This window comes from Streptomyces sp. NBC_00425 (assembly GCF_036030735.1).
Lineage (GTDB): Bacteria > Actinomycetota > Actinomycetes > Streptomycetales > Streptomycetaceae > Streptomyces.
Genome location: NZ_CP107928.1, coordinates 8,878,549 through 8,900,616, shown reverse-complemented (window position 1 = coordinate 8,900,616; position 22,068 = coordinate 8,878,549). Strand labels below are relative to the sequence as shown.

19 protein-coding genes are annotated in these 22,068 nt (G+C 73.5%); 12 read left to right on the top strand and 7 right to left on the bottom strand.

From position 1 onward, the window contains the following. Window positions 1–7 precede the first annotated feature (7 nt). Window positions 8–634, bottom strand: coding sequence for a TetR/AcrR family transcriptional regulator (locus tag OHS82_RS39245; RefSeq protein WP_057581770.1), 627 nt, complete (start codon window positions 632–634; stop codon window positions 8–10). 139 nt (window positions 635–773) lie between these two features. On the opposite strand from OHS82_RS39245, the gene OHS82_RS39240 reads away from it, so the two are divergent. The 3 genes from OHS82_RS39240 (at window position 774) to OHS82_RS39230 (ending at window position 3,539) form a co-directional block, all read left to right on the top strand. After that, window positions 774–1,403, top strand: a complete 630-nt coding sequence (locus OHS82_RS39240; RefSeq protein WP_057581769.1) for an alpha-ketoglutarate-dependent dioxygenase AlkB — start codon at window positions 774–776, stop codon at window positions 1,401–1,403. A 141-nt stretch (window positions 1,404–1,544) separates the two neighbouring features. Further along, on the top strand, window positions 1,545–2,294 hold the full coding sequence (locus OHS82_RS39235) for an MBL fold metallo-hydrolase (RefSeq protein ID WP_328435599.1): 750 nt from the start codon (window positions 1,545–1,547) through the stop codon (window positions 2,292–2,294). A 9-nt stretch (window positions 2,295–2,303) separates the two neighbouring features. Further along, entirely contained in the window at window positions 2,304–3,539 is a 1,236-nt protein-coding gene (locus OHS82_RS39230; protein WP_328435598.1) for a DUF4032 domain-containing protein, read from the top strand. 1 nt (window position 3,540) lies between these two features. On the opposite strand, the gene OHS82_RS39225 is transcribed toward OHS82_RS39230, so the two are convergent. Further along, entirely contained in the window at window positions 3,541–4,413 is an 873-nt protein-coding gene (locus OHS82_RS39225; protein ID WP_057581766.1) for a universal stress protein, read from the bottom strand. A gap of 62 nt (window positions 4,414–4,475) precedes the next feature. Between OHS82_RS39225 and OHS82_RS39220 the strand changes: the two genes are divergently transcribed. From OHS82_RS39220 to OHS82_RS39180, 9 genes are all read left to right on the top strand, one after another. Beyond that, entirely contained in the window at window positions 4,476–4,832 is a 357-nt protein-coding gene (locus tag OHS82_RS39220; RefSeq protein ID WP_057581765.1) for a VOC family protein, read from the top strand. A 145-nt stretch (window positions 4,833–4,977) separates the two neighbouring features. Beyond that, complete coding sequence (locus OHS82_RS39215; protein ID WP_057581764.1) at window positions 4,978–6,654, top strand: FAD-dependent oxidoreductase; 1,677 nt, start codon at window positions 4,978–4,980, stop codon at window positions 6,652–6,654. An 11-nt stretch (window positions 6,655–6,665) separates the two neighbouring features. Continuing rightward, window positions 6,666–8,141 carry an ATP-binding protein gene (locus OHS82_RS39210; protein ID WP_370444170.1) on the top strand — a complete coding sequence of 492 codons (1,476 nt, stop codon included), beginning with the start codon at window positions 6,666–6,668 and terminating at the stop codon, window positions 8,139–8,141. Further along, the gene (locus OHS82_RS39205) at window positions 8,138–8,491 is read left to right on the top strand and encodes a UBP-type zinc finger domain-containing protein (RefSeq protein ID WP_057581762.1); all 354 of its coding nucleotides are present in this window, start codon (window positions 8,138–8,140) and stop codon (window positions 8,489–8,491) included. Before OHS82_RS39210 ends, OHS82_RS39205 begins: the two co-directional genes overlap by 4 nt. Before the next feature lie 78 nt (window positions 8,492–8,569). Next, window positions 8,570–11,560, top strand: a complete 2,991-nt coding sequence (locus tag OHS82_RS39200) for an ATP-binding protein (RefSeq protein ID WP_328435597.1) — start codon at window positions 8,570–8,572, stop codon at window positions 11,558–11,560. Window positions 11,561–11,681: 121 nt separating this feature from the next. Then, the gene (locus OHS82_RS39195; RefSeq protein WP_328435596.1) at window positions 11,682–12,641 is read left to right on the top strand and encodes a threonine/serine dehydratase; all 960 of its coding nucleotides are present in this window, start codon (window positions 11,682–11,684) and stop codon (window positions 12,639–12,641) included. 313 nt (window positions 12,642–12,954) lie between these two features. Next, window positions 12,955–14,604 (top strand): serine/threonine protein kinase, encoded by a 1,650-nt coding sequence (locus OHS82_RS39190; RefSeq protein ID WP_328435595.1) that lies wholly within the window; start codon window positions 12,955–12,957, stop codon window positions 14,602–14,604. Window positions 14,605–14,744: 140 nt separating this feature from the next. Beyond that, entirely contained in the window at window positions 14,745–15,716 is a 972-nt protein-coding gene (locus OHS82_RS39185; protein WP_057581760.1) for an LLM class F420-dependent oxidoreductase, read from the top strand. 121 nt (window positions 15,717–15,837) lie between these two features. After that, window positions 15,838–16,923, top strand: coding sequence for a hypothetical protein (locus tag OHS82_RS39180; protein ID WP_057581759.1), 1,086 nt, complete (start codon window positions 15,838–15,840; stop codon window positions 16,921–16,923). On the opposite strand, the gene OHS82_RS39175 is transcribed toward OHS82_RS39180, so the two are convergent. The 5 genes from OHS82_RS39175 to OHS82_RS39155 form a co-directional block, all read right to left on the bottom strand. Further along, entirely contained in the window at window positions 16,908–17,333 is a 426-nt protein-coding gene (locus OHS82_RS39175; RefSeq protein ID WP_057581814.1) for a DUF6328 family protein, read from the bottom strand. The genes OHS82_RS39180 and OHS82_RS39175 overlap by 16 nt on opposite strands. A gap of 167 nt (window positions 17,334–17,500) precedes the next feature. Next, window positions 17,501–18,484, bottom strand: coding sequence for an aldo/keto reductase (locus OHS82_RS39170; protein WP_057581758.1), 984 nt, complete (start codon window positions 18,482–18,484; stop codon window positions 17,501–17,503). A gap of 12 nt (window positions 18,485–18,496) precedes the next feature. Then, window positions 18,497–19,135, bottom strand: coding sequence for a TetR/AcrR family transcriptional regulator (locus OHS82_RS39165; protein ID WP_057581757.1), 639 nt, complete (start codon window positions 19,133–19,135; stop codon window positions 18,497–18,499). Window positions 19,136–19,139: 4 nt separating this feature from the next. Continuing rightward, window positions 19,140–20,624 (bottom strand): MFS transporter, encoded by a 1,485-nt coding sequence (locus OHS82_RS39160; protein ID WP_328435594.1) that lies wholly within the window; start codon window positions 20,622–20,624, stop codon window positions 19,140–19,142. A 121-nt stretch (window positions 20,625–20,745) separates the two neighbouring features. Beyond that, window positions 20,746–21,966: an FAD-dependent monooxygenase gene (locus tag OHS82_RS39155; protein WP_328435593.1), complete on the bottom strand. Its 1,221-nt coding sequence runs from the start codon at window positions 21,964–21,966 to the stop codon at window positions 20,746–20,748. Window positions 21,967–22,068: the final 102 nt, after the last annotated feature.

The following is a 22,068-nucleotide window of genomic DNA, read 5'->3' as shown; positions in this document are numbered from 1 at the left end:
GTGGGTGTCAGGCGTGTTGTCCGCTGCCGTCGGTCAGCAGCGCGGTGAGCAGTTGCTTGAGCCAGGCGCGGGCGCTGTTCACATCCTTGTCCAGCAGCAGTTGGGTGGTGACGCCGTCGTAGGCGGCGACCACCGCGCGGGCGGCGCAGTCGGCGTCGCCGAGCACGACGGGCAGGGGCGTGTGGCCGCGGGCCCGGGACAGCCGGTCGGCGATCGCGCGGCGCAGTCGGGCCCGGTGTTCGAGCAGGGTCTGCGCGACGGCCGGGTCGCGGGCGGCGTGCACCAGGAAGTCCGTCTTCACCAGCAGCCAGTCCAGGTCGAGGAGGAGCACCTCGGTGACGCGGTCCACGGAGGCCGGCACGTCGAGGTCGGGCCCGTCGCCGGCGAGGGCGTCGGCGACCTGCCGGGCGATGACGTCCGCACGCTCCTGGTAGAGGGCGAAGAACAGTTCGTCGAGGCTGCCGAAGTTGGAGTAGAAGGCACCCCTGCTGTAGCCGGCGGCCTCGCAGACCTCCTCGATCGAGACCCGGCCGTAGCCCTTGGCGGCGAACACGGCGAAGGCGGCGTCGAGCAGGTTGGCGCGGGTGCGGACGCGGCGCCGGGTGACGCGTCCCGTCGTCTGCTGCACTGCCATGCCCGCACCTCCGTTCGATACGCGAATGTATCCGATACATCGATGCATCGAAAGGGCCGCCGACGGACGGCTCCGCCTCCACACCCCCCGAGGCCCGCCCACAGCGAACATATTTTCGATTCAGGCGTACGCTGGAACCATGACCGCGCACCACCTCCAGGGCTCCCTCTTCGACCAGACCGACGAGCTGCACCTCGGCCCCCTCCACGGGCTGCGCCGCACCGTGCTCGGCGCGGGCGCCTGGATCGACGTGCTCCCGGGCTGGCTCACCGGCTCGGACGTCCTGTTCGAACACCTCGCGGCCGAGGTCCCCTGGCGGGCCGAACAGCGCAGGATGTACGACAACGTCGTCGCCGTGCCGCGCCTGCTGGCGTTCTACGGGGAGCATGAGGCGCTGCCCCACCCGGTGCTCGACGACGCCCGCCGTGCGCTGTCCGCGCACTACGCCGGGGAACTGGGCGAGCCGTTCGTCACCGCCGGCCTCTGCCACTACCGCGACGGCCGGGACAGCGTCGCGTGGCACGGCGACCGGACCGGCCGCGGCGCCGACCAGGACACGATGGTCGCGATCCTCTCCGTGGGCTCGCCGCGCGACCTGCTGCTGCGTCCCGCGCGCGGAGGCGAGACCGTGCGGCGCCCGCTCGGCCACGGCGACCTGATCGTGATGGGCGGCTCCTGCCAGCGGACCTGGGAGCACTGCGTCCCGAAGTCCGGCCGCGCCGCGGGGCCGCGCATCAGCGTCCAGTTCCGCCCGCGCGGGGTGCGATGACGCCGGGCGCGGAGCAGCGACCGCGGGCGGGGCGGGCGCCCCGCGCGTGCGACCGGCTCGGAACCCCGGCGTCCGCATCCGTCCGCTGATCTGCTTTGCTGTCCCCCGTCGAGCACGAACCTCCAGGACACGGGGACGGCCATGCGGGCAGACGTACGGCAAGTGGCGGACGGCGCCTACCTGGTGCACGGCTCGCACACCAACTGGGTGATCCTCTCCGAGGGGGACGCCTTCACCCTGATCGACACCGGCTACCCGGGCGACCGTGAGCAGGTCCTCGACTCCCTGGCGTCGGTGGGCGGTTCACCCGAGGCGCTCACCGCCGTGCTCATCACCCACGCCCACAACGACCACCTGGGCTCCGCCGAGCACCTGCGCTCGGCGTACGGCGTCCCGGTCTATCTGCACGAGGCCGAAGTCCCGCACGCCCGCCGGGATTTCCTCCAGCAGGTGAGCGTCGGGGCGATCCTGCGCAACGCCTGGCGGCCCGGCGTCGTGCCGTGGCTGGTGCACGTGGTGCGCTCCGGCGGGGCCGAACAGCACCCGGTCGGCGCGCCCGAGGCGTTCCCGGTCGCCGACGGCCCGCTCGACCTGCCCGGCCGGCCGGTGCCTGTGCACACCCCGGGTCACACCGACGGCCACACGGTGTACCACCTGCCGCAGGCGGGGATCGTCGTCTCCGGCGACGCGCTGGTCAGCGGCCACGCGACCTCACGGGTGAAGGGGCCGCAGCTCCTGCCGGACATGTTCCACCACGAGCGGGCTCGCGCGCTCGCGTCGCTGGACGTGATCGGCGGCCTTGCGGCCGACCGGCTGCTGCCCGGGCACGGCCCGCTGCACCAGGGGTCCGTACGGGCTGCGGCCGAGCTCGCCCGCGAACGCGCCGTCTAAGGTCAGGCCATGGCTTTGCAGATCAGCGCCACCAACCCGGAGCACCCGGCACTCCTGCTGGAGCTGCCCTGGCACCTGCCCCTGGAGGAGTGGCCGGAGGAGGTCCTCGTCCCGCTGCCGCGCGGCATCTCGCGCCACGTGGTGCGCTACGCCCGGGCCGGCGACGAGGTCATCGCCGTCAAGGAGCTCGCCGAACGGCCCGCGCTGCGCGAGTACGAGCTGCTGCGCGACCTGGACCGGCTCGGCATCCCCTCCGTCGACCCGCTGGCCGTGGTCACCGGCCGCACCGACCCGGGCGGCGCCTCCCTGGAACCGGTGCTGGTCACCCGCCATCTCGGCGGTTCGCTCCCGTACCGCTCGATGTTCGAGACGACGATGCGCCCGGCGACCATGCACCGGCTGATGGACGCCCTCGCCGTGCTGCTGGTGCGGCTCCACCTGGCCGGTTTCGCGTGGGGCGACTGCTCGCTGTCCAACACGCTGTTCCGGCGGGACGCGGGCGCCTACGCCGCCTACCTCGTGGACGCCGAGACCGGCGACCTGCACCCGCAGCTCAGCCCCGGCCAGCGCGACTACGACCTCGACCTCGCCCGCGTCAACATCAGCGGCGAGCTGCTCGACCTGGAGGCCTCGGGGGCGCTGCACCCGTCCGTGGACCCGATCGAGTTCGGCACCGAGATCTGCGGCCGCTACGGGGCGCTGTGGGACGAGCTGACCCGCACCTCGGTGTACCCGGCGGGCAAGTACCACTACATCGAGCGCCGCATCCGCCGGCTCAACGAGCTCGGCTTCGACGTCGCCGAGATGCAGATCGAGCACTCCTCCAACGGCGACTCGGTGGCCTTCGTGCCGAAGGTCGTGGACGCCGGCCACCACCAGCGCCAGCTGCTGCGCCTGACCGGCCTGGACACCGAGGAGAACCAGGCCCGGCGACTGCTCAGCGACCTCGAGAGCTGGATGGCCACCCAGGACGACTACGCCCCGGGCGACCCCCTCGCCGCCCGCCCGGAGGTGCTGGCGCACCGCTGGGTGCGGGACGTGTTCCGGCCCACCGTGCGCGAGGTCCCCCTCGAACTGCGCGGCTCCATGGACTCGGCGGAGATCTACCACGAGCTCCTGGAGCACCGCTGGTACCTCTCGGAGCGCGCGCAGCACGACATCGGGCTCGACACCGTGGTCGCCGACTACATCAGGAACATCCTGCCCAAGGCACGCGAGACCCTGGAACCGACGCTCCCGGAGTGAGTCAGCCCTGCGGCACGACGGCGACCGGGCAGTCCGCGTGGTGCAGTACGCCGTGCGCCACCGAGCCGATCCGGGCGCCCACGGCCGTGCGGTGGGCGCGCCTGCCGACCACCATCAGCTGCGCCCGGCCGGACACCGAGAGCAGCACCTGCCCGGCGCTGCCCATCTCCACGTGCTCCACCACGGGCACGTCAGGGAAGCGCTCCCGCCACGGCTCCAGGGCCGCGGCCAGCGCCTTCTTCTCGTACGGCTCCAGACCGCCGGCTTCGTCGGCGAGCCGGAGCGAGCCGGGGCTGTAGGCGAACACGGGCGGCAGCGTCCAGGCACGCACGGCGCGCACGGCCGCGCCCCGGGCCGCGGCCGTCTCGAACGCGAAACGCAGCGCGGCGGCGCTGTCCTCGGGGTCGCCCTGCTGACCGACGACGATCTCCTGCCCCCCGGCCTCGGCCAAGGCGCGGTCGCCCGCCCGCACCAGCACCACCGGGCGCGGCGCCTCGGCGATCACCTGCTGGCCCACCGAGCCCAGCAGGAACCCGACGACCGGGCCGTGCCCGCGGGAGCCGAGCACCAGCAGCTCCGCCTCGGCCGCCGCGGCGACCAGCGTCTCGACCGGGCCGCCCTCACGCACGTCGGTGACGACGGCCAGTCCGGGGTGCCGCTCGGCGATCTCCGCGACGGCCCGCTCGGCCGCGTCGCGCACCCAGCGTTCCTGCGCGTCCCGGTCGGCCACGTCCTGCGCCGCGTTCGGCTGGAACCGCCAGGCGTGCACCACCCGCAGCTCCAGGTCGCGCCGGACGGCCTCGCGGGCCGCCCAGGCGAGCGCCGCCACGCTCTCGTCCGTCCCGTCGACCCCTGCCGTGATCGGGCCCGTCATCCCGCCGCCTCCTCGTGTCGTGATCACATCCGTCGGGCCCCAGTCTTCCCTAAGCTGCGAGCATGGCTTTGGAGTGGGAGCAAGTGATCGTCGACGCGGCCGACCCGGTGGCGCTCGGGCGCTGGTGGGCGGCGGCCCTCGGATGGGTCGTGGTCGACGAGTCGTCCGACGAGTACGAGATCCGACCGGAGCCCGACCGGCTGCCGGGCCTGCTGTTCGGCCGGACGCCGGATGCGAAGACGGTCAAGAACCGGCTCCACCTGGACTTCCGGCCGGACGACCGGGACGCCGAGGTCGCCCGTCTGGTCTCGCTGGGCGCCCGGCACGTGGACATCGGCCAGGGCGAGCAGCCGTGGGTGGTGCTGGCCGACCCGGAGGGCAACGAGTTCTGCGTGCTGGGAGCGCGGCGGACGCCTTGACCGTGCGCGCCCGGCACTGTGCCGGCAGTGCACGGCCCGCCGACAACTCCGAGCGAACCCCGGCGATCGAACATACGATGGGCGAAGCCGGCGCGGGCTTCGCCGTGCCGCGACGACCGACGACCCTTCTCGGGGTGGGAGACGCATGGCACAGGCCGCCGATTCGGCGCGGACCGTCATCCTGACCGTGGACGACGACCCGGGGGTATCCCGTGCCGTCGCCCGTGACCTGAGGCGCCGCTACGGCGCCTCGTACCGGATCGTGCGCGCCGAGTCCGGGGAGTCCGCGCTGGAGGCGCTGCGCGAGCTGAAGCTGCGCGGCGACCTGGTGGCGGTGATCCTGGCCGACTACCGGATGCCGCAGATGAACGGCATCGAGTTCCTCGAACAGGCGCTGGACGTGTATCCGGGCGCCCGGCGGGTGCTGCTGACCGCCTACGCGGACACGAGCGCGGCGATCGACGCGATCAACGTCGTCGACCTCGACCACTACCTGCTGAAGCCGTGGGACCCGCCGGAGGAGAAGCTCTACCCCGTCCTGGACGATCTGCTGGACGCCTGGCGCGCCAGCGACTACCGGCCCGTGCCCGCCACGAAGGTCGTCGGGCACCGCTGGTCGGCACGGTCCTCGCAGGTGCGGGAGTTCCTGGCCCGCAACCAGGTGCCCTACCGCTGGTACTCCGCCGACGAGCCCGAGGGGCAGCGGCTGCTGGCCGCGGCCGGCGTGGACGAGCGGCGGCTGCCGCTGGTGGTCACCGCGGAGGGCACGCCCCTGGTCGAGCCGGACGTGCCCGAGCTGGCCGCCCAGGTGGGCCTGGCGACCACGCCGACGGCCGAGTTCTACGACCTCGTGGTGATCGGCGGCGGGCCGGCCGGACTCGGCGCGGCCGTGTACGGGGCCTCCGAGGGGCTGCGCACGGTGCTCGTGGAGCGGTCGGCGACCGGCGGACAGGCCGGGCAGAGCTCCCGCATCGAGAACTACCTGGGCTTCCCGGACGGGGTCTCCGGAGGACAGCTCACCGAGCGGGCGCGCCGTCAGGCCGCCAAGTTCGGCGCGGAGATCCTCACCGCCCGCGAGGTGACCGGGCTCGAGGTCAACGGGTCCGCCCGGGTGGTGCGCTTCTCGGACGGCTCCGCGGTGGCCGCGCACAGCGTGATCCTCGCGACGGGCGTGTCCTACCGGCAGCTGGCCGCCCCGGGCTGCGACGACCTGACCGGCTGCGGGGTGTTCTACGGGTCGGCGCTCACCGAGGCGGCCTCCTGTCAGGGGCACGACGTGTACATCGTGGGCGGCGCCAACTCGGCCGGGCAGGCGGCGATGTACCTGTCGCGGGGCGCCAAGTCCGTGACGCTGCTGGTGCGCGGGGAGTCCCTGGCGGCGTCGATGTCGCACTACCTGATCCAGCAGATCGAGGAGGCGCCCAACATCTCGGTGCGCGCCGGGACGGTCGTCGAGAGCGCGCACGGGGAGGGGCACCTGGAGCAGCTGACGCTGCGGGACGTGGCCACCGGGCAGAGCGAACTCGTCGACGCGCAGTGGCTGTTCGTGTTCATCGGCGCGGCCCCGCTGACGGGCTGGCTGGACGGCGCGGTGCTGCGCGACGAGCGCGGGTTCATCCTCGCCGGACCCGACCTCACACCGGACGGGCGGCCGCCGGCGGACTGGGAGCTGGACCGGCCGCCGTACCACCTGGAGACCAACATCCCCGGCGTGTTCGTGGCGGGCGACGCGCGCGCCGAGTCCGCGAAACGCGTCGCGTCCGCCGTCGGAGAGGGAGCCATGGCCGTGATGCTCGTCCACCGTTACCTGGAGCAGTCGTGAGCGGGCGGCTGATGCCGTGCAGCCCGGCCGAGATCAGTTCGCTGTTCCTGTTCGAGAAGCTCTCCCCCGACCAGCTGGGGCGGCTGTGCGGCGAGGGGCGGGTGGAGAAGTTCGAGCCCGGCCCGGTCTACACCGAGGGCGATCCGGCGACCTGCTTCTACGTGATGCTCGAGGGCTCGGTCGTGATGTACCGCCGGGTCGGCGGGGACGACATCGAGGTCAGCCGCACCTCCCAGCGCGGGGTGTACGCCGGGGCCATGCAGGCCTACCTCGGCGACCGGGTGCCGCAGGTCTACCAGAACTCCATGCGGGTGACGGAGCCGACGCGGTTCTTCGTGCTGCCCGCCGAGTCCTTCTCGGCGGTCATGCAGGAGTGGTTCCCGATGGCGGCCCACCTGCTGGAGGGGCTGTTCTTCGGTTCGAAGAACACCCAGCGGGCCATCGGTCAGCGCGAACGGCTGCTGGCGCTGGGCTCGCTGTCGGCCGGTCTCACGCACGAGCTGAACAACCCGGCTGCGGCTGCCGTGCGGGCCACCGCCACGCTGCGCGAACGGGTGGCGAAGATGCGGCACAAGCTGGCCGTGATCGCCTCCGGCGGCTACGAGCCGGCGGCGCTGACCCGGCTGATCGAGATCCAGGAGCGCACGGCCGAACTGGTCGCCAAGGCACCGACGTTGAGTCCGCTGGAGGCCTCCGACCGGGAGGACGCGCTCACCGACTGGCTCGACGACCACGGCCTCCCCGAGGGCTGGCGCATCGCGCCGACCTTCGTGCAGGCCGGCCTCGACGTGGACTGGCTGGAGCAGGTGGCCGCCGCGGTCGACGAGGACATCCTGCCGAGCGCGATCGGGTGGCTCAGCTACACCGTCGAGACCGAGCTGTTGATGGACGAGATCGACGACTCGACCAACCGCATCTCCCATCTCGTCGACGCCGCCAAGCAGTACTCCCAGCTCGACCGTGCTCCCTACCGGGTCGTCGACGTGCACGAACTCCTCGACAGCACCCTGCTGATGCTCGGGGGCAAGATCGGCCGGCGCATCCAGGTCGTCAAGGACTACGACCGCAGCCTGCCGAAGATCCCCGCCTACCCGGCCGAGCTCAACCAGGTGTGGACGAACCTCGTCGACAACGCCGTGTTCGCCGTCGACAGCGCCGGAGGCGACGGCACGCTGACGGTGCGGACCGCGCGGGAGGGCGACCGGCTGCTGGTGGAGTTCCGCGACACCGGCCCCGGCATCCCGCCGGACATCCGGGGCCGGATCTTCGACCCGTTCTTCACCACCAAGCCGGTGGGCGAGGGCACCGGTCTGGGCCTGGACATCTCGTGGCGGATCGTCGTCAACAAGCACCACGGCAGCCTGCACGTCGAGTCCGCGCCGGGCGACACCCGCTTCCAGGTCCTGCTGCCGCTGACCGCCACCGATCCCGGCGCCGACGGCGACCAGGACCTCGACAACCCCGAGACTCTTGAGGAGCCCGTATGACCGACGTGGACGGCATCGACCCGAGCGTCCCGCCCAGCGGGGACGGCTGCGTCGACTGCGACGCCGCGGGCGGCTGGTGGTTCCACCTGCGGCGCTGCGCGAGCTGCGGGCACGTCGGCTGCTGCGACTCCTCCCCCGCCCAGCACGCCACCGCCCACTACAAGACCACCGGGCATCCCCTGGTCCGAAGCTTCGAGCCGGGCGAGGAGTGGTTCTGGGACTACTCGTCCGACGAGCTCTACGAGTCGGGGCCGGAACTGGCCCCGCCGGTCAGCCACCCCGCGGACCAGCCGACGCCGGGGCCGGCCGGGCGGGTGCCGCAGGACTGGGCGCGCTCACTGCACCGCTGACGCCGCCGGGTCCCCGTTCGCGGCCCTCCGTCCCTGGTCGCGGCCCGCGTCATCGGCGCCGCGTGCCAGGATGGAGGCGTGTCGCAGACCGTGTTCAGCACTCCGTTCATCGGCCGGGAAGCGGAACTCGCCCGGCTCCTCGGCGTGCTGGAGCGCGCCCGCGACGGCGAGGCGCGCGCCGTGCTGCTCGCCGGGGACGCGGGCGTCGGCAAGACGCGCGTGCTCGGCGAGGTCGCCGTGCGGGCCGCGGAATCCGGCCTGACCGTGCTGACCGGCCACTGCGTCGACCTCGGCGACGTGGGGCTGCCCTATCTGCCGTTCACCGAGATCCTGGGCGCGCTGGCGGCCGACGAGCGGTTCGCCGCCGTCCTCTGCGCGCATCCGCTGGTCGACCGGCTGCTGGGCGCGGGCTCCGGCGCGGCTCCGGGCGACGGGGACCCCGCCCGCGCGGCCGGCGGAGAGGGCCGGCTGCGGCTGTTCGAGGGGATGGCGGCACTGCTCGCCGACCTGTCGCAGGTCGCTCCGCTGCTGCTCGTCCTGGAGGACCTGCACTGGGCCGACCAGTCGTCCCGGGACCTGCTGCGCTTCCTGCTCAGCCGCGGGTTCCTGCAACGCCCGGCGGGCGACGGGCGGGGCCACCGGATGGCGGTGCTGGCCTCCTACCGTGCGGACGACCTGCACCGCAGGCACCCGCTGCGCCCGCTGCTGGCGGAGCTGGTACGGCTGCCGGCCGTGGACCGGCTGGAATTGCGGCCGCTGGCGGACGCGGAGGTGACCCGCCTGGTGCGGGCCCTGGAGGAGCGCCCGCTGCCGGACGCCACGGTGCGCGGGATCGTGGCACGGGCGGAGGGCAACGCCTTCTACGCGGAAGAGCTGTCCGCCGCCGCGTGCGGGGAGGCCGGCGGGATGCCGAGCGGGCTGGCCGATCTCCTGCTCATCCGCGTCGAGCAACTCCCCGACGCCGCGCAGCAGGTGCTGCGGACGGCCGCCGTCGCCGGCCGTCGGGTGGAGCACGCCCTGCTGCGGGACGCGATGGGCCTGCCGGACGACGAGCTGGAGTCGGCGCTGCGCGAGGCCGTCGGCCGCCGGCTGCTGGCCGCGGGCGACGACGGCACGTACGCCTTCCGGCACGCGCTCGCACGCGAGGCGGTGTACGCCGACCTGCTGCCGGGCGAACGGGCCCGGCTGCACGGCGCGTTCGCCCGGCTGCTGGACGGCCGGGGCCGGCGGGCCGAGACGGCGGCCGAGCGGGCGCACCATTACCGCGAGAGCCACGACCTGCTCGAGGCCCTCACCGCCTCGCTGGAGGCCGCCGACCACGCCCAGCGCGTCGGGGCGCCCGCCGAGGAGCTGCGGCATCTGGAATCCGTCCTCGACCTGTGGGAGTCCGTGCCCACCGAAGCCCTGCCGGCGGGTGAGGGCGGCGACCGGGTCACGCTGACGCTGCGCGCCTCGGCGGCCGCCGCGCACGCCGGGGAGGCGCACCGCGCGGTCTCCCTGACCCGGGCCGCGCTGGCGGGCGTCGGCCAGGACACCGACTCCGAACTGGCGGCCCGGGTGCGGTACACGCTCGCGGGCACCCTGATGAACGTGGACAGCCTGACGGCGGCCTTCGCCTACAGCAGCGAGGCGCTGGCGATGATCCCCGCCGAACCGCCGTCGCCCACGTGGGTGTGGGCGGCCGCCACGCATGTTCTGGCCGCGCGTCAGGTCGGCGACTTCGGCACCGCCCTCAGGGTCGCCCGGCAGGCCCTCGGGGTCGCCGAGCGGCTGGACCTGACGGACGCCCGGGCCGATCTGCTGGTCTCGCTGGCCAACCTGGAGGGCGACGGCCGCCGCTCCCCCGAGGGCCGGGCCCGCCTCAAGGAGGCGCGAGAGCTCGCCCGGCGGGGCGGCAACGCCTCCGTGGAGATGCGCGCCCTGTTCACCCTGGCCATCGGCGCCTACGAGGCCGGGGAGCCGCAGGAGTGCCTGCCCTGGCTGGCCGAGGGCCTGGACCGGGCCCGCCGCGCGGGGCTGCTGTCCTCTCCGTACCCGCTGGAGATGCGCTATCTGCAGCTGCTGGTGCTCTACACCCTGGGCCGCTGGGACGAGTGTCTGCGCACGGCGGCCGCCGATCTCGCGGTGCTGCCCGCCTCGGGCGGCTTCGCGGTCGGTCCCGCGTTGTACGTGGATCTCGCGCGCGGCGAACGCACCGCCGTCGAACGGGCCCGGGGCCTGCTCGAGGGGGGCTTCGACTGGATGGCGACGCTCGTCGCGGGCATCGTGCTGACGGACGCGGCGGCGTCGGACGGCGACCCGGAGGCGGTGGTGGCGCGGCTGCGGTCCTCGGTGGAGTCCCTCACGGACGATGCGGGGACGCGCCCCGACGTCACCGTGCGGCTCACCGCGCTCGCCCTCCCGGCCGTCGCGGACGCGGCCGCCGAGGCACGGCACGCCGGTGACGAGGCGACGGCTCGGCGCTGGGCGGCCGTGGCCGCCGAACTCCTGGAGCCCGCGCGGGCGGTGGCCCTGCGCGGCGGGACCGGCGTGCCGCAGGGGCCGGAGGGGCGCGCCTGGCTGGCCCGCGCCGAGGCCGAATGCGCCTGGGCCGCCACGGGGCCGGACACGGCGCTCTGGGAGCGGGCGGTGGCGGCGTTCGGCCAGGGCGACGTGTACGAGCTCGCGCGGTGCCGGCTCCGGTACGCGCAGGCCCTGCTCACGGACGGCCGTCGTGAGGAGGCCGCCGTCGAGGCGGGCGCGGCCCGGGAGACGGCCGTCAGGCTGGGCGCCGGCCCGCTGCGGGAGCGGGCGGACGCCCTGATCCGGCGCGGCCGGCTCGCCGACGGACCGGCGGGCGCCCGGGACCGTCCGGCGTCGCTGACGGCCCGGGAGCAGGAGGTGCTGCGGCTGCTCGGGCTCGGCCGCAGCAACCGGCAGATCGGCGAGGAGCTGTTCATCAGCGGCAAGACGGCGAGCGTGCACGTCTCCAACATCCTCGCCAAGCTCGGCGCGGCGAGCCGCACGGAGGCCGTGGCGATCGCCTACCGCGAGCGGCTGCTGGAACCGGAGGCCGGGGTGTCGGGCTGAGCCCCGCGCGGACACCCGGCGAGTTGACCTGCACGGCGGCGCCGGGTGAGGGTGCGAGGACACTACGAGCCAAGGCGCGGTCCCGTCGTCTCCCGCCGCCCGCGCCGGAAGGGTGACCGCCTTGATCGGCATCTCGGACATCGAAGCCGCCGCCGTACGGATCGCCGGACATGTCGTCCGCACCCCGACCGTGCCGAGCCCCGGGCTGTCGGGCCAGCTCGGCGTCCCCGTGACCGTGAAACTCGAACTCCTCCAGCGCACCGGCTCGTTCAAGGCGCGGGGCGCGACGGCGAAGCTGCTGTCGTTGGGCGAGGCCGAGCGGGCCGCCGGAGTGGTGGCCGTGAGCGGCGGGAACCACGGCGTCGCGCTCGCGGTGATGGCCGCCGCCCTGGACGTGAAGGCCACGGTCGTGATGCCGCGCTCGGCGCCCGCGCGTTCCGTGGAGACCGCGGAGGCGGCCGGCGCCTCGGTGCGGCTGACCGACGGCATGGACGCCGCGTTCGCGCTGGTGGAGCGGTTGCGCGACGAAGGCCTCACGCTGGTGCACCCGTTCGACGATCCGCTGGTCGTCGCCGGACAGGGCACCGTCGGTCTGGAGCTCGCCGCCGACGCCGACGAGCTCACGGACGTGCTGGTCAGCATCGGCGGCGGCGGGCTGATCGCGGGTGTCGCGGCGGCCCTGCGGGCGCGGCGGCCGGGTGTGCGGATCTGGGGCGTGGAGACGGAGGGCGCACAGGCGATGTCGCAGGCGCTGGCGGCGGGCGGGCCGGTGCCGGTGGCGCTGTCGTCGATCGTCACCACCCTCAGCGCGCCCAGCGTCTCGCGGTTGACGTACGACCACGTCCGCGCGCTCGTCACCGAGGTGCTGGTGGTCTCCGACCGGGAGGCCGTGCGGGGGTCCGTGGAGTTCGCCGAGCACGCGAAGGTGTGGACCGAGCCGGCCGCCGGCTGTCTGCTGCCCGCGGCCCGCCGGGTCGTCGAGCGGGTCGGCGACGGGGCACGGCTGGGACTGGTGGTCTGCGGGGGCAACGCGACGGCTGCCGACATGAGGGCTTGGACGGACCGGTTCGAGGTGCGCTGAGTCGATTCGCCGGGAAGAGGGAAATCCCGGCCGAGGCGTCGCCGAACGGAATGGACCGCGGCCGGGAAGGTCGTTTTCCGGACGCCCGAGGAGACCCCCACGTCCTGTTTACCGCGGGTTACACCCGCAGGACGGGACGGGTGCGGCCCGTACCGAAGCCCGTCAATTCCCTTTTCTCGCACACTTACTCGACCCGCGGCGAAGTCTCTTTCTTGAATGAAGGACAGGAATCGGGCCGAGTTGCCGTCTCGTTGAACGCACCCCCTCGCGCCGGTCGTACCACTGGGAAAGGTGACAGCGGTTTCGACGAGGGATGACCATGGTCAAGACGCACGTCTCCACGCACGAGTGGGTCGCCGGGAGGTACCGGCTGCTCGACGTCGTCCACCGGGAGACGAACCGCGTCAGCTGGTACGGCGAGTACGTCGAGGAGACCGGGGCGGCCCGGCCCTGCCTGGTCACCAGGATCGGTCTGCCCGCCGACCAGGGCGAGGAGAAGGCACGCCAGGCCGCCGACCGGGTGCTGCGCATGTCGGAGACGATGGCCCGGCTGTGCCCGGGCCGGATCGCCTCGGTCGTCGACGCCCTGGAGGAGGAGGGGTCCCTGTGGACCGTCACCGAATGGATCGACGGCCTCCCGCTGGGCCAGCTCATCACGCAGAAGGGCGCGTTCAGCCCGGGACGGGCCGCGGCGATCGGGCTGCAGCTGCTCGACGTGCTCGAGGTCGCGCACGGTGAGGGCATCACCCACGGCGAGCTGAGCCCCGGCCAGATCTTCGTGCGGAGCCAGGGTCCCCTCGTCCTCACCGGGTTCGGGCTGGCCGGCGCGACCCTGGCCCCGCGCGTGGCGGCCCCGTCGTACGCCTCGCCCGAACAGGCCCGCGACGAACGGATCGGCCCGGCCGCGGACCTGTGGACGCTGGGCGCGCTCCTCTACACGATGGTCGAGGGACGGCCGCCGTACCGGGACCGGGACCGACCCGAGGCCACCCTGAAGGGCGTGGACAAGCTGCCCCTGCGCACTCCGCTGCGCGCCGGTCCCCTCACCCCGGTCGTGCAGGGGCTGCTGCGCAAGGACTCCCGGGAGCGGCTGACCCGCACGGTCGTGCGCCAGTCCCTGACCCGACTGCTGGACGACGACCCGCACGCCGCCGTGCCCGCTCCCCGGCTGCGCCGCGTCCGCGCCGCCGCACGGCACATGGGCCCGCAGTGGAGCGGCCGGGCGATGGCGACCGGGACCGCGATGGCCGTCGTCACCGTGGCGCTCGCCGCGCTCGCCGTGGCCCAGGGCCTGCCCGACGGCGACGACACGGCGGCGGGCGACGCGCAGGCCCGACCGTCCGCCACCGCCACGGGGCCCGGTGAGGACGCCGGGGACAGAGTCTCCGGCACGCCGGACCCGGCCCCGACGCCGACTCCCGCACCCAGCAGGCCGGCCAGTCCCTCCCCGAGCACACCCCCGCGGACCTCGCCGCCCGCCACCGCCGACGCCCTCCCGGACGGCTTCCGGGTCTACCACGCCGACGAGGGCTTCTCGGTGGCCCTGCCCAAGGGCTGGCAGCGGCTGAACACCGCCCGCGCCTCCGACGGGGCCTATCGCGTCACCTTCGGCGCCAAGGGCGACCCGCGCACCCTGGCGGTCACCTTCAGCAAGGACGCCGGACCCGACCCGGTCGCCGTCTGGCGCGACGACGTCGAACCCAACCTGAGGCGGACCGCGGGTTTCCGGCGGATCGGCCAGATCAGGGCCACGACGTACCTCGGCTACAAGGGCGCCGACATGGAATGGCTCTCCGACGGCGCCGACGGGCAGGAGCGCACGTTCGGCCGCGGATTCCTGCTCGGCGGGCAGCGCAGCTTCTCGCTCCGCTGGACGACGCCCGCCGCGGACTGGAACACACGCGCCAACCGGCAGGCCCTCGACACGTTCTTCAAGACCTTCCGGCCCGGTTCGACCGCCTGAGCCCGGCGACCGGGGGGCGCAGAGGCCCGCGGGAAGGCGCCGCCGCCCTTCCCGATCGCCGCGCCCTTTCCGGTCGCCGGCGCCCCTTCCCGGTCACCGGCGGTCTGTTTCCACCCGCGGCGGCCGGGGACTCGGGGCCCATGGTGCAAATCGGATACACGATGATGACCGAGCAGGCCGGCCCTCGTGACCTGGTCGACCACGTGGTGCGGGCCGAGGAGGCGGGCTTCGACTTCTCGGTGACGTCGGACCACTCCTTCCCGTGGCTGCGCTCGCAGGGACACGCTCCGTACGCCTGGAGCGTGCTCGGAGCGGCGGCCCAGGCCACCTCGCGCATTCCGCTGATGACGTACGTGACGTGTCCGACCTTCCGCTACCACCCGGCGGTGGTGGCGCAGAAGGCGGCCACGATGCAGTTGCTGTCCGAAGGCCGCTTCCGGCTGGGGCTCGGCTCGGGCGAGAACCTCAACGAGCACGTGGTGGGCGGCGGGTGGCCGTCGGTGGACGTCCGGCACGAGATGCTCGAGGAGGCCGTGGAGATCATCCGGGCCCTGTTCGAGGGCCGGCACGTCACCCGGCACGGCACTCACTTCGACGTGGACTCGGCGCGGTTGTGGGACCTTCCCGACGAGCCGCCGCCGATCGGGATCGCCGTCTCCGGCGACCGCTCGTGCGCGCTCGCGGGCAGGCTGGCAGACCTGGTGATCGCCACCGAGCCCGAGCCGGGACTGCTCGAGGCGTTCGACCGGCACGGCGGCGCGGGCAAGCCGCGCGTGGGCCAGCTCCCCGTGTCGCACGACGCCGACCGGGACACGGCCGTGCAGCGGGCGCACGCGCAGTTCCGCTGGTTCGGCAACGGCTGGAAGGTGAACTCCGAACTGCCGCACCCGGATTCCTTCGAGGCGGCGACCCGGTTCGTGACGCCCGACGACGTCGCCGCCTCGATACCCTGCGGCGACGACCCGGAGGACTTCGTCGAGGCCGTACGCCCCTACGTCGAGGCCGGGTTCACGGAGGTCGCCCTGGTGCAGATCGGCGGCGACGCCCAACCGGCCTACCTCGACTGGTCGGAGAAGACCCTGCTGCCCGCGCTGCGCAGCGCCTTCGGGTGACCGGCCGGCCGGCCCCGCGCGCGGGTCTGCCCGGGGCCGGCCGCGAAGCGCGTATAGGCTGCCGTTCCGGACGTCCGCGGCGCCCATCCCGCGGTCGCCAGCCTGTAGAGGAGAGCCACCCGTGACCCTGGCGATCGACCTGCCCGAGACGGCCGTCGAGGCTTCCGCCGAGACGTCCCCCGCGCCCCTGTCCGACCTCGTGGCGCGCGACGCCCGTGAGTTCGGCGTCTACGCGCGGACCGGCGGATGGGCCTTCGGCCTGCTGGTGGCGCGCAGCGTCCGGCCGGGCGGGCAGAGCGCGCAGGAGACGCCGAAGGTGTCGGCGAAGGAGTTCGCCGGGCTGGCCGGCTGCTCCCCGGAGCGCGTCCTGCGGTTCTACAAGGCGTGGGACCGGGCCGCGGACGACGGCCTCGTCCCGCACTTCGAGGAGCTGGCTCCCGGCCAGGAGGTCGAGCTGCCGGACGCCGAGGTCTGGCTGACCTACTACGTCTCGCGCTCCAGCGCGACGTCCGAGCGCGGCGCCGCGATCGCGGAGGCCGCCGAGGCCGAGGGAATCCGGCCGACGAAGGCGCTGGAGGTGGCGGAGAACCCCACCGCCCTGCGGGCCGCGATCCTCGCCGATCCCTCGACCGCCCGTGCGGCCCGCGCCGCCCTCCTGGACCGCATCAAGGAGGACCCGGAACTGCAGCACGAGCTGGCCCGTGACGTCGTGCGCACCGACGACCTCAAGAAGGCCGTGGCCTCCGAGAGCCGCTCCGCCGACCGCATCGGCTATGTGCGCCAGATCGCCGAGTCCGGCCAGATCAGGACGCCCGCCGGGCAGACCCTCGACGCACCCGCCGAGCTGCGTCAGGAAGCCGAGCGGCACCTCTCCCTGCTCGACGAGCTGGACGACGGCGAGGACTCCGGCGAGTGGGCGAACGACGCCTACGACACCATGAAGAACCTGGTCGTGGAGACCGTCGAGGCCGACCCCGAACTGCGCGTGCAGGAGCGGCGCACGAAGTTCTACAGCAGCCTGCAGCGGGCGACCAGGGTCTTCGAGGAGCTGACCTTCGACGACGTCGACGCGCAGGAGATCTACGAGGACGACATGGTCCAGCAGCTGGAGGAACTCCAGCAGGCGATCGGCAGCTGCATCACCGCGCTGCGCGGCGCACGGGGCGCGGCCCCCGAGGCGGGTGGCCCGGCTCAGTCCGTCGTGTAGTGGTTCCGGGTCCACAGGGGCAGCACGAACCAGCACAGCCCGTACCACGCGACCACGCCCGCGACCAGCCACGGCACGAACGCGTCATGGGTGGCCACCCTCAGGATGAGCAGCAGCGAGGAGGTCATGGTGGCGAGCAGCAGGAGCAGGCCGACGAGGGTCAGCCTGGACGCCACCCGCACCGCCTGCGGCTTGACCCGCCGCCCGGAGACCAGCCGATGCAGGGACACCGGGCCTATGAGGGCGCCGGTCGCGCAGGCGCCGAGGACCACGGTCACGATGTAGATGACCTGGTCGACGACCTGCAGATCCACGTAGCGCGGGGTGAACACGACGGTCAGGAGGAAGCCGAAGAGGATCTGCACACCCGTCTGGGCGACGCGGATCTCCTGGATGAGCTCCCCCCACATCCGGTCGGCTCTCTCCTCCTCGGTCTCGTCGCGCCCCGTGCGCCTCTCGGCACTCGTCGCCGTGTCGGTCACCTCTGCCGTCCTCCCGGTTCGCGGGGTCCCTCGACCCTCTCCTCACCGCGAGTACCCCGCGAGCGGCGGTTCTTGCCGCCCGGCGCCGGGATCTTCTACCAGCGGCCCTCGACCTGCTCCTTGATCCGCCGGTCGTAGAGGTCGCGGACGGCCGCGAGGGTGGCCTCGGAGAGCTCCGGCAGCCGGGCGGCGGCCGCGTTGGCGCGGGCCTGCTCGGGCGAGCGGGCGCCTGGGATCACGGTGGTCACGCCGGGCTGCTGGACGATCCAGCGCAGCGCCAGCTGGGCCGGGGTGTACCCCTCGGGGGCGAGGGCCGCGAACTCGACGGCGGCCTCGACGCCGCTGGCGTAGTCGACGCCGGAGAAGGTCTCGCCCTGGTCGAAGGCCTCGCCGTGCCGGTTGTAGGCGCGGTGGTCGTTCTCCGGGAAGACGGTGTCCCTGGTGTACTTCCCGGACAGCAGCCCGGAGGCGAGCGGAACCCGGGCGATGATGCCGACGCCGGCCTCGCGGGCCGCGGGGAGCACCTCGATCAGGGGCTTGAGCCGGAACGGGTTGAGGATGATCTGCACACTCGCCACGCCCGGCCGGGCGATCGCGGTGAGGGCTTCGGCGCAGGTCTCCACGCTGACCCCGTAGTGCGCGATGCGCTCCTCCTCGACGAGGGTGTCGAGGGCGTCGAACACCTCGTCGCTGGAGTAGACGGGAGTCGGCGGACAGTGCAGCTGCACGAGGTCGACGCGGTCGACTCCGAGGTTGCGGCGGGAGCGGTCGTTCCAGGCGCGGAAGTTGTCCAGGACGTAGTTCTCGGGGATCTGGTCGACGCGGCGGCCCATCTTCGTGGCGACCAGCACATGCAGGTCGGGCCGGCCGCTCAGGAAGGCGGCGATGGTCTGCTCGCTGCGTCCGTCGCCGTACACGTCGGCGGTGTCGAAGAAGGTGACTCCCGACTCGGCCGCCGCTTCCAGCACGGTCAGGGCTTCCTTGTCGTCGACGTCGCCCCAGTCGGCCCCCAGCTGCCAGGTGCCGAGACCGACGACGGACGCGTGCTGACCGGACCTGCCGAATTCGCGCTCTTCCATGCCGTCAGTGTGTCATCCGCCGTGGGCGCCCGCGGCACCTGGCCCGCCGTCGCCCGGCCCGCCGTCGAGGTGGGTCTGGATCGTCGGCCCGTACCGGTCGGCGACGTCGTCGACCGGCGCCGCCCGCAGTTCGCTCCCGCGGGCGATGCCGAACATGACGCCGAGGCCGAGCAGGGCGGCGACGGCGAGTTCGGCGCGGACACCGCGGTCGGCGCCGGTGAGGCGGGCGGCGAGACGTTCGGTGACCTGGGTGCGGAAGTTGGCGCGCAGGACGTCGCCGTGGTCGCCGTGCAGGGGCGCGAACGCGATGCGCAGCAGGGGGTCGGCGCCCCGCTCGCGCTGACTGACCAGCACATGCCGGACCATGTGCCGGCCGAGTCGCTCCAGTGGGGCGTCCAGCAGGGCGTCGGCGTCCTCCTGGAAGGACATCACCCGGGCGAACAGGGCGTCCTTGTTGCCGAAGTACTTCAGGACCAGGGGTGCGCTCACTCCGGCTCGCTCCGCGACGGCCTTGAGTGTGATGTCGGCGTGGGCCTGGCGGGCGAGGAGGTACCGGGCCGCGCGCAGGATGGCGGCCCTGGTCGCCTCGGCGTCGCGGCGGGCGGGAGCCGGGGGGCCGGTCGGGACCGAGGCGTCGGGTGGGGTGCTCACGGGTTCATGCTCCCTCCCTCGCCCCGTCGCGCACCGGCCGGGTGCGGCCCCGGGGCATCGGCGTGTCGTCGGACCGGGCGTCGCCGGGGATGGCGAGCGCCACCGCGCACGCGCCGAGCGCCACCGCGCCCGCTACCCCGAAGGCCAGCAGGTAGCCGTGCAGCGTGGGCACCCGGGCTCCGCCGAGGAGGCTGGTGTGATGCACGAGGACGGCGGCGACGGCGGCGCTGGAGACGGCCTGTCCGATGGTGCGCATCAGGACGTTGACGCCGTTCGCCGACGCGGTCTGCCCGGGCGGGACGGCGCGCAGGATCAGCGCGGGCAGCGCGGAGTAGGCGAGGGTCGTGCCGGTGGCCACGATCGTCGCTCCCACCATGATCATCCACAGTTCACGGCTGTCGGCGACGCGCACGCCGTACCCGGCGGCGATGACGGCGGCGCCGAGGGCGAGGGTGATCCGGGGGCCGCGCGTCTCGGAGATGCGGGCGGAGAGCGGTGAGAACAGCAGCATGGTGATGCCGCCGGGCAGCAGGCACAGACCCGTCTGGACGATGGACAGCCCGAGCCCGTATCCGCTCGCCTCGGGAGCCTGCACCAGCTGGGCGGTCACGAGCGAGTTGGCGTAGAAGGCGAAGCCGGTCAGCAGTGCGGCCACGTGGGCGAGGCCCACTGCCGGGCGGGACACCAGCCGCAGGTCGACCAGCGGCTCCGCGGAGCGCAGCTGTCGGCGCCACCACAGGCCGAGCACGGCGACGGCGCCGAGGAAGAGACCGACGATCCGGGGACCGCCCCAGCCCCACTGGCCGCCCTGGGACACGGCGAGCAGGAGACAGACCAGTCCGGCGGCGAGGCCGAGCGCGCCGCTCACGTCGAACCGGCCCGGCTCGCGCACCGGCGACTCGGGCACCGCCCAGCGGATGAGCGCGACGCCGGTCACGCCCAGGGCGGCGGTCACCCAGAACATCACGTGCCAGTTCGCGTACTGCACCACCACGGCCGCGGCGGGCAGTCCCAGCGCGGCGCCGACGCCGACGGTGGAACTCATCAGCGCGATGGCGGATCCCCGGCGCTGCGGGGGCAGTTCGTCGCGCAGGATGCTGATGGACAGCGGGACGACGCAGGACGCGGCGCCCTGCAGGGCGCGGGCCGCGATCAGCACACCGATGTCGGAGGTGAGGGCGCAGATCACGGAGCCGGCGGCCATCAGGGAGAACGACAGGAGCAGGACCCGTCGCTTGCCGTACATGTCGCCGGCGCGGCCGAGGACCGGGGTGAGGACGGCGCCGGAGAGCAGTGCGGCGGTCACCGTCCAGGAGACGGCGCCCGGCGAGGCGCCGGTCAGCCGGGGCAGGTCGGGCAGCAGCGGGACGACGACCGTCTGCATGACCGCCATGAGAATTCCGCAGTACGCGAGGACCGGAATGGTGAGCCGGGTCCGTCGGGCGGGGTTCCCGCTGGTCGGAGCGGGTATCGGAGCGGGCGACGCCATGGGCACTCCAACGGCCGGAACAGCACGCGAAAAAGAGGTGAATGACCATTCACCCTAGCAGTGAATGGCCATTCACCCAAGGATCGCCCGGAGCGAAGGGGCCCGCCCGGAACTGCCGGAACTACTTGCCGGAGGTCAGCGTGCGGGCGTGCGCGCCGCGCGCCAGCTTCGGACCCAGCCAGCGCTTGAGGCGGCGCAGCGCCTCCAGGCGTCCCGCCGCCCGGTCGAGGCGGTAGTACAGCTGGGGCGGGACATAGGGCAACAGGGGCGAGTGACGCTGCCCGAGCAGGGCGAACATCTGCTCCGGGGGGAGGTGGATGTAGCGGGTGAGGTTCTCGTACCACTGGGCGCTGTAGCGGGCGGCGCTCTGCTGGGACAGCAGGGCGGACTTGCGTACGCGTTCGTAGCGGTCGAGGGCCTGGGGAAGGTCCGCGCACTCGCGCAGCGCCGCGGCGAGGGCGATGGCGTCCTCCAGGGCGAGGGTGGTGCCGGCGCCGATCGAGTAGTGGGTGGTGTGGGCGGCGTCGCCCAGGAGGACGAGGTTGCCGCGGCGCCAGGTGCGGTTGACCAGGGTGCGGAAGGTGAGCCACTGGGCGCTGCCGCCGGCGGAGGAGGCGCGGCCGACGAGGGAGTGGCCGTCGAGGATGTGCGCGAAGTACTTCTCCAGGTCGGCGAGGCCGTCGGCCTCGCTCGCCCGGTCGAGGCCGAGCCCGGCCAGGGTCTCGGGGGCGCACTCGATCACACAGGTGCTCTGCTCGTCGCTGAAGGGGTAGCCGTAGCACCAGATCCAGCCGTGCGCGGTCTCCACGAAGGCGAAGGTGAAGGAGTCGAAGACCTTGGTCGTGCCGAGCCAGACGTAGGAGTTACGGCCCTCGGTGAGCTGCGCGCCGAAGTCGTCCGCGTGGTGGGTGCGCAGCGCGCTGCGGACGCCGTCGCCTGCCACCACCAGATCGGCGTCCGGCAGGTTCTCGGCGGTGATCTCGCTCTCGAACTCCAGCCGCACGCCGAGCGCGCGGGCCCGGTCCGCGAGGATCTCCAGCAGTCGGTGGCGGCCGATGCCGTGCCCCTTGTCGCCGGGCTGACGGGTCGCCAGGTCCCGTACGTGCGCGACGCCCTCGTTCCAGCGGACGGAGCTCTCCTCGATCGCGCGCGCCGACTCGGGGTCGTGGAAGCGGAGTTCGTCGAGAAGACCCTGCCAGTACGTGACGCCCCAGCCGTAGGTCGAGCCTTCCGGGTTGCGCTCGTGGACGGTGATGTCGTGGGACGGGTCCTGCCGCTTGAGCAGGATCGAGAGATACAGGCCGGCGGGCCCGCCGCCGACACAGGCGACCTTCACGCGCACCCCTTGGAGTTACCAGACGTGATTGATTGACGACGCAGGGTAGCAGGGAGTGGGGGTGCCCCGTCGACGCCCCACCTGCCCGATCGCGCCACTTTTCGCACG

What these genes read in the sequence shown, in the direction of transcription:
- OHS82_RS39175 (WP_057581814.1), bottom strand. Translation starts at nt 17,333, where the DNA reads ATGTGGGGGGAGCTCATCCAGGAGATCCGCGTCGCCCAGACGGGTGTG.
- OHS82_RS39210 (WP_370444170.1), top strand. Translation starts at nt 6,666, where the DNA reads ATGCCGTGCAGCCCGGCCGAGATCAGTTCGCTGTTCCTGTTCGAGAAG.
- OHS82_RS39190 (WP_328435595.1), top strand. Translation starts at nt 12,955, where the DNA reads ATGACCATGGTCAAGACGCACGTCTCCACGCACGAGTGGGTCGCCGGG.
- OHS82_RS39160 (WP_328435594.1), bottom strand. Translation starts at nt 20,624, where the DNA reads ATGGCGTCGCCCGCTCCGATACCCGCTCCGACCAGCGGGAACCCCGCC.
- OHS82_RS39220 (WP_057581765.1), top strand. Translation starts at nt 4,476, where the DNA reads ATGGCTTTGGAGTGGGAGCAAGTGATCGTCGACGCGGCCGACCCGGTG.
- OHS82_RS39205 (WP_057581762.1), top strand. Translation starts at nt 8,138, where the DNA reads ATGACCGACGTGGACGGCATCGACCCGAGCGTCCCGCCCAGCGGGGAC.
- OHS82_RS39225 (WP_057581766.1), bottom strand. Translation starts at nt 4,413, where the DNA reads ATGACGGGCCCGATCACGGCAGGGGTCGACGGGACGGACGAGAGCGTG.
- OHS82_RS39215 (WP_057581764.1), top strand. Translation starts at nt 4,978, where the DNA reads ATGGCACAGGCCGCCGATTCGGCGCGGACCGTCATCCTGACCGTGGAC.
- OHS82_RS39240 (WP_057581769.1), top strand. Translation starts at nt 774, where the DNA reads ATGACCGCGCACCACCTCCAGGGCTCCCTCTTCGACCAGACCGACGAG.
- OHS82_RS39235 (WP_328435599.1), top strand. Translation starts at nt 1,545, where the DNA reads ATGCGGGCAGACGTACGGCAAGTGGCGGACGGCGCCTACCTGGTGCAC.
- OHS82_RS39245 (WP_057581770.1), bottom strand. Translation starts at nt 634, where the DNA reads ATGGCAGTGCAGCAGACGACGGGACGCGTCACCCGGCGCCGCGTCCGC.
- OHS82_RS39230 (WP_328435598.1), top strand. Translation starts at nt 2,304, where the DNA reads ATGGCTTTGCAGATCAGCGCCACCAACCCGGAGCACCCGGCACTCCTG.
- OHS82_RS39170 (WP_057581758.1), bottom strand. Translation starts at nt 18,484, where the DNA reads ATGGAAGAGCGCGAATTCGGCAGGTCCGGTCAGCACGCGTCCGTCGTC.
- OHS82_RS39185 (WP_057581760.1), top strand. Translation starts at nt 14,745, where the DNA reads ATGGTGCAAATCGGATACACGATGATGACCGAGCAGGCCGGCCCTCGT.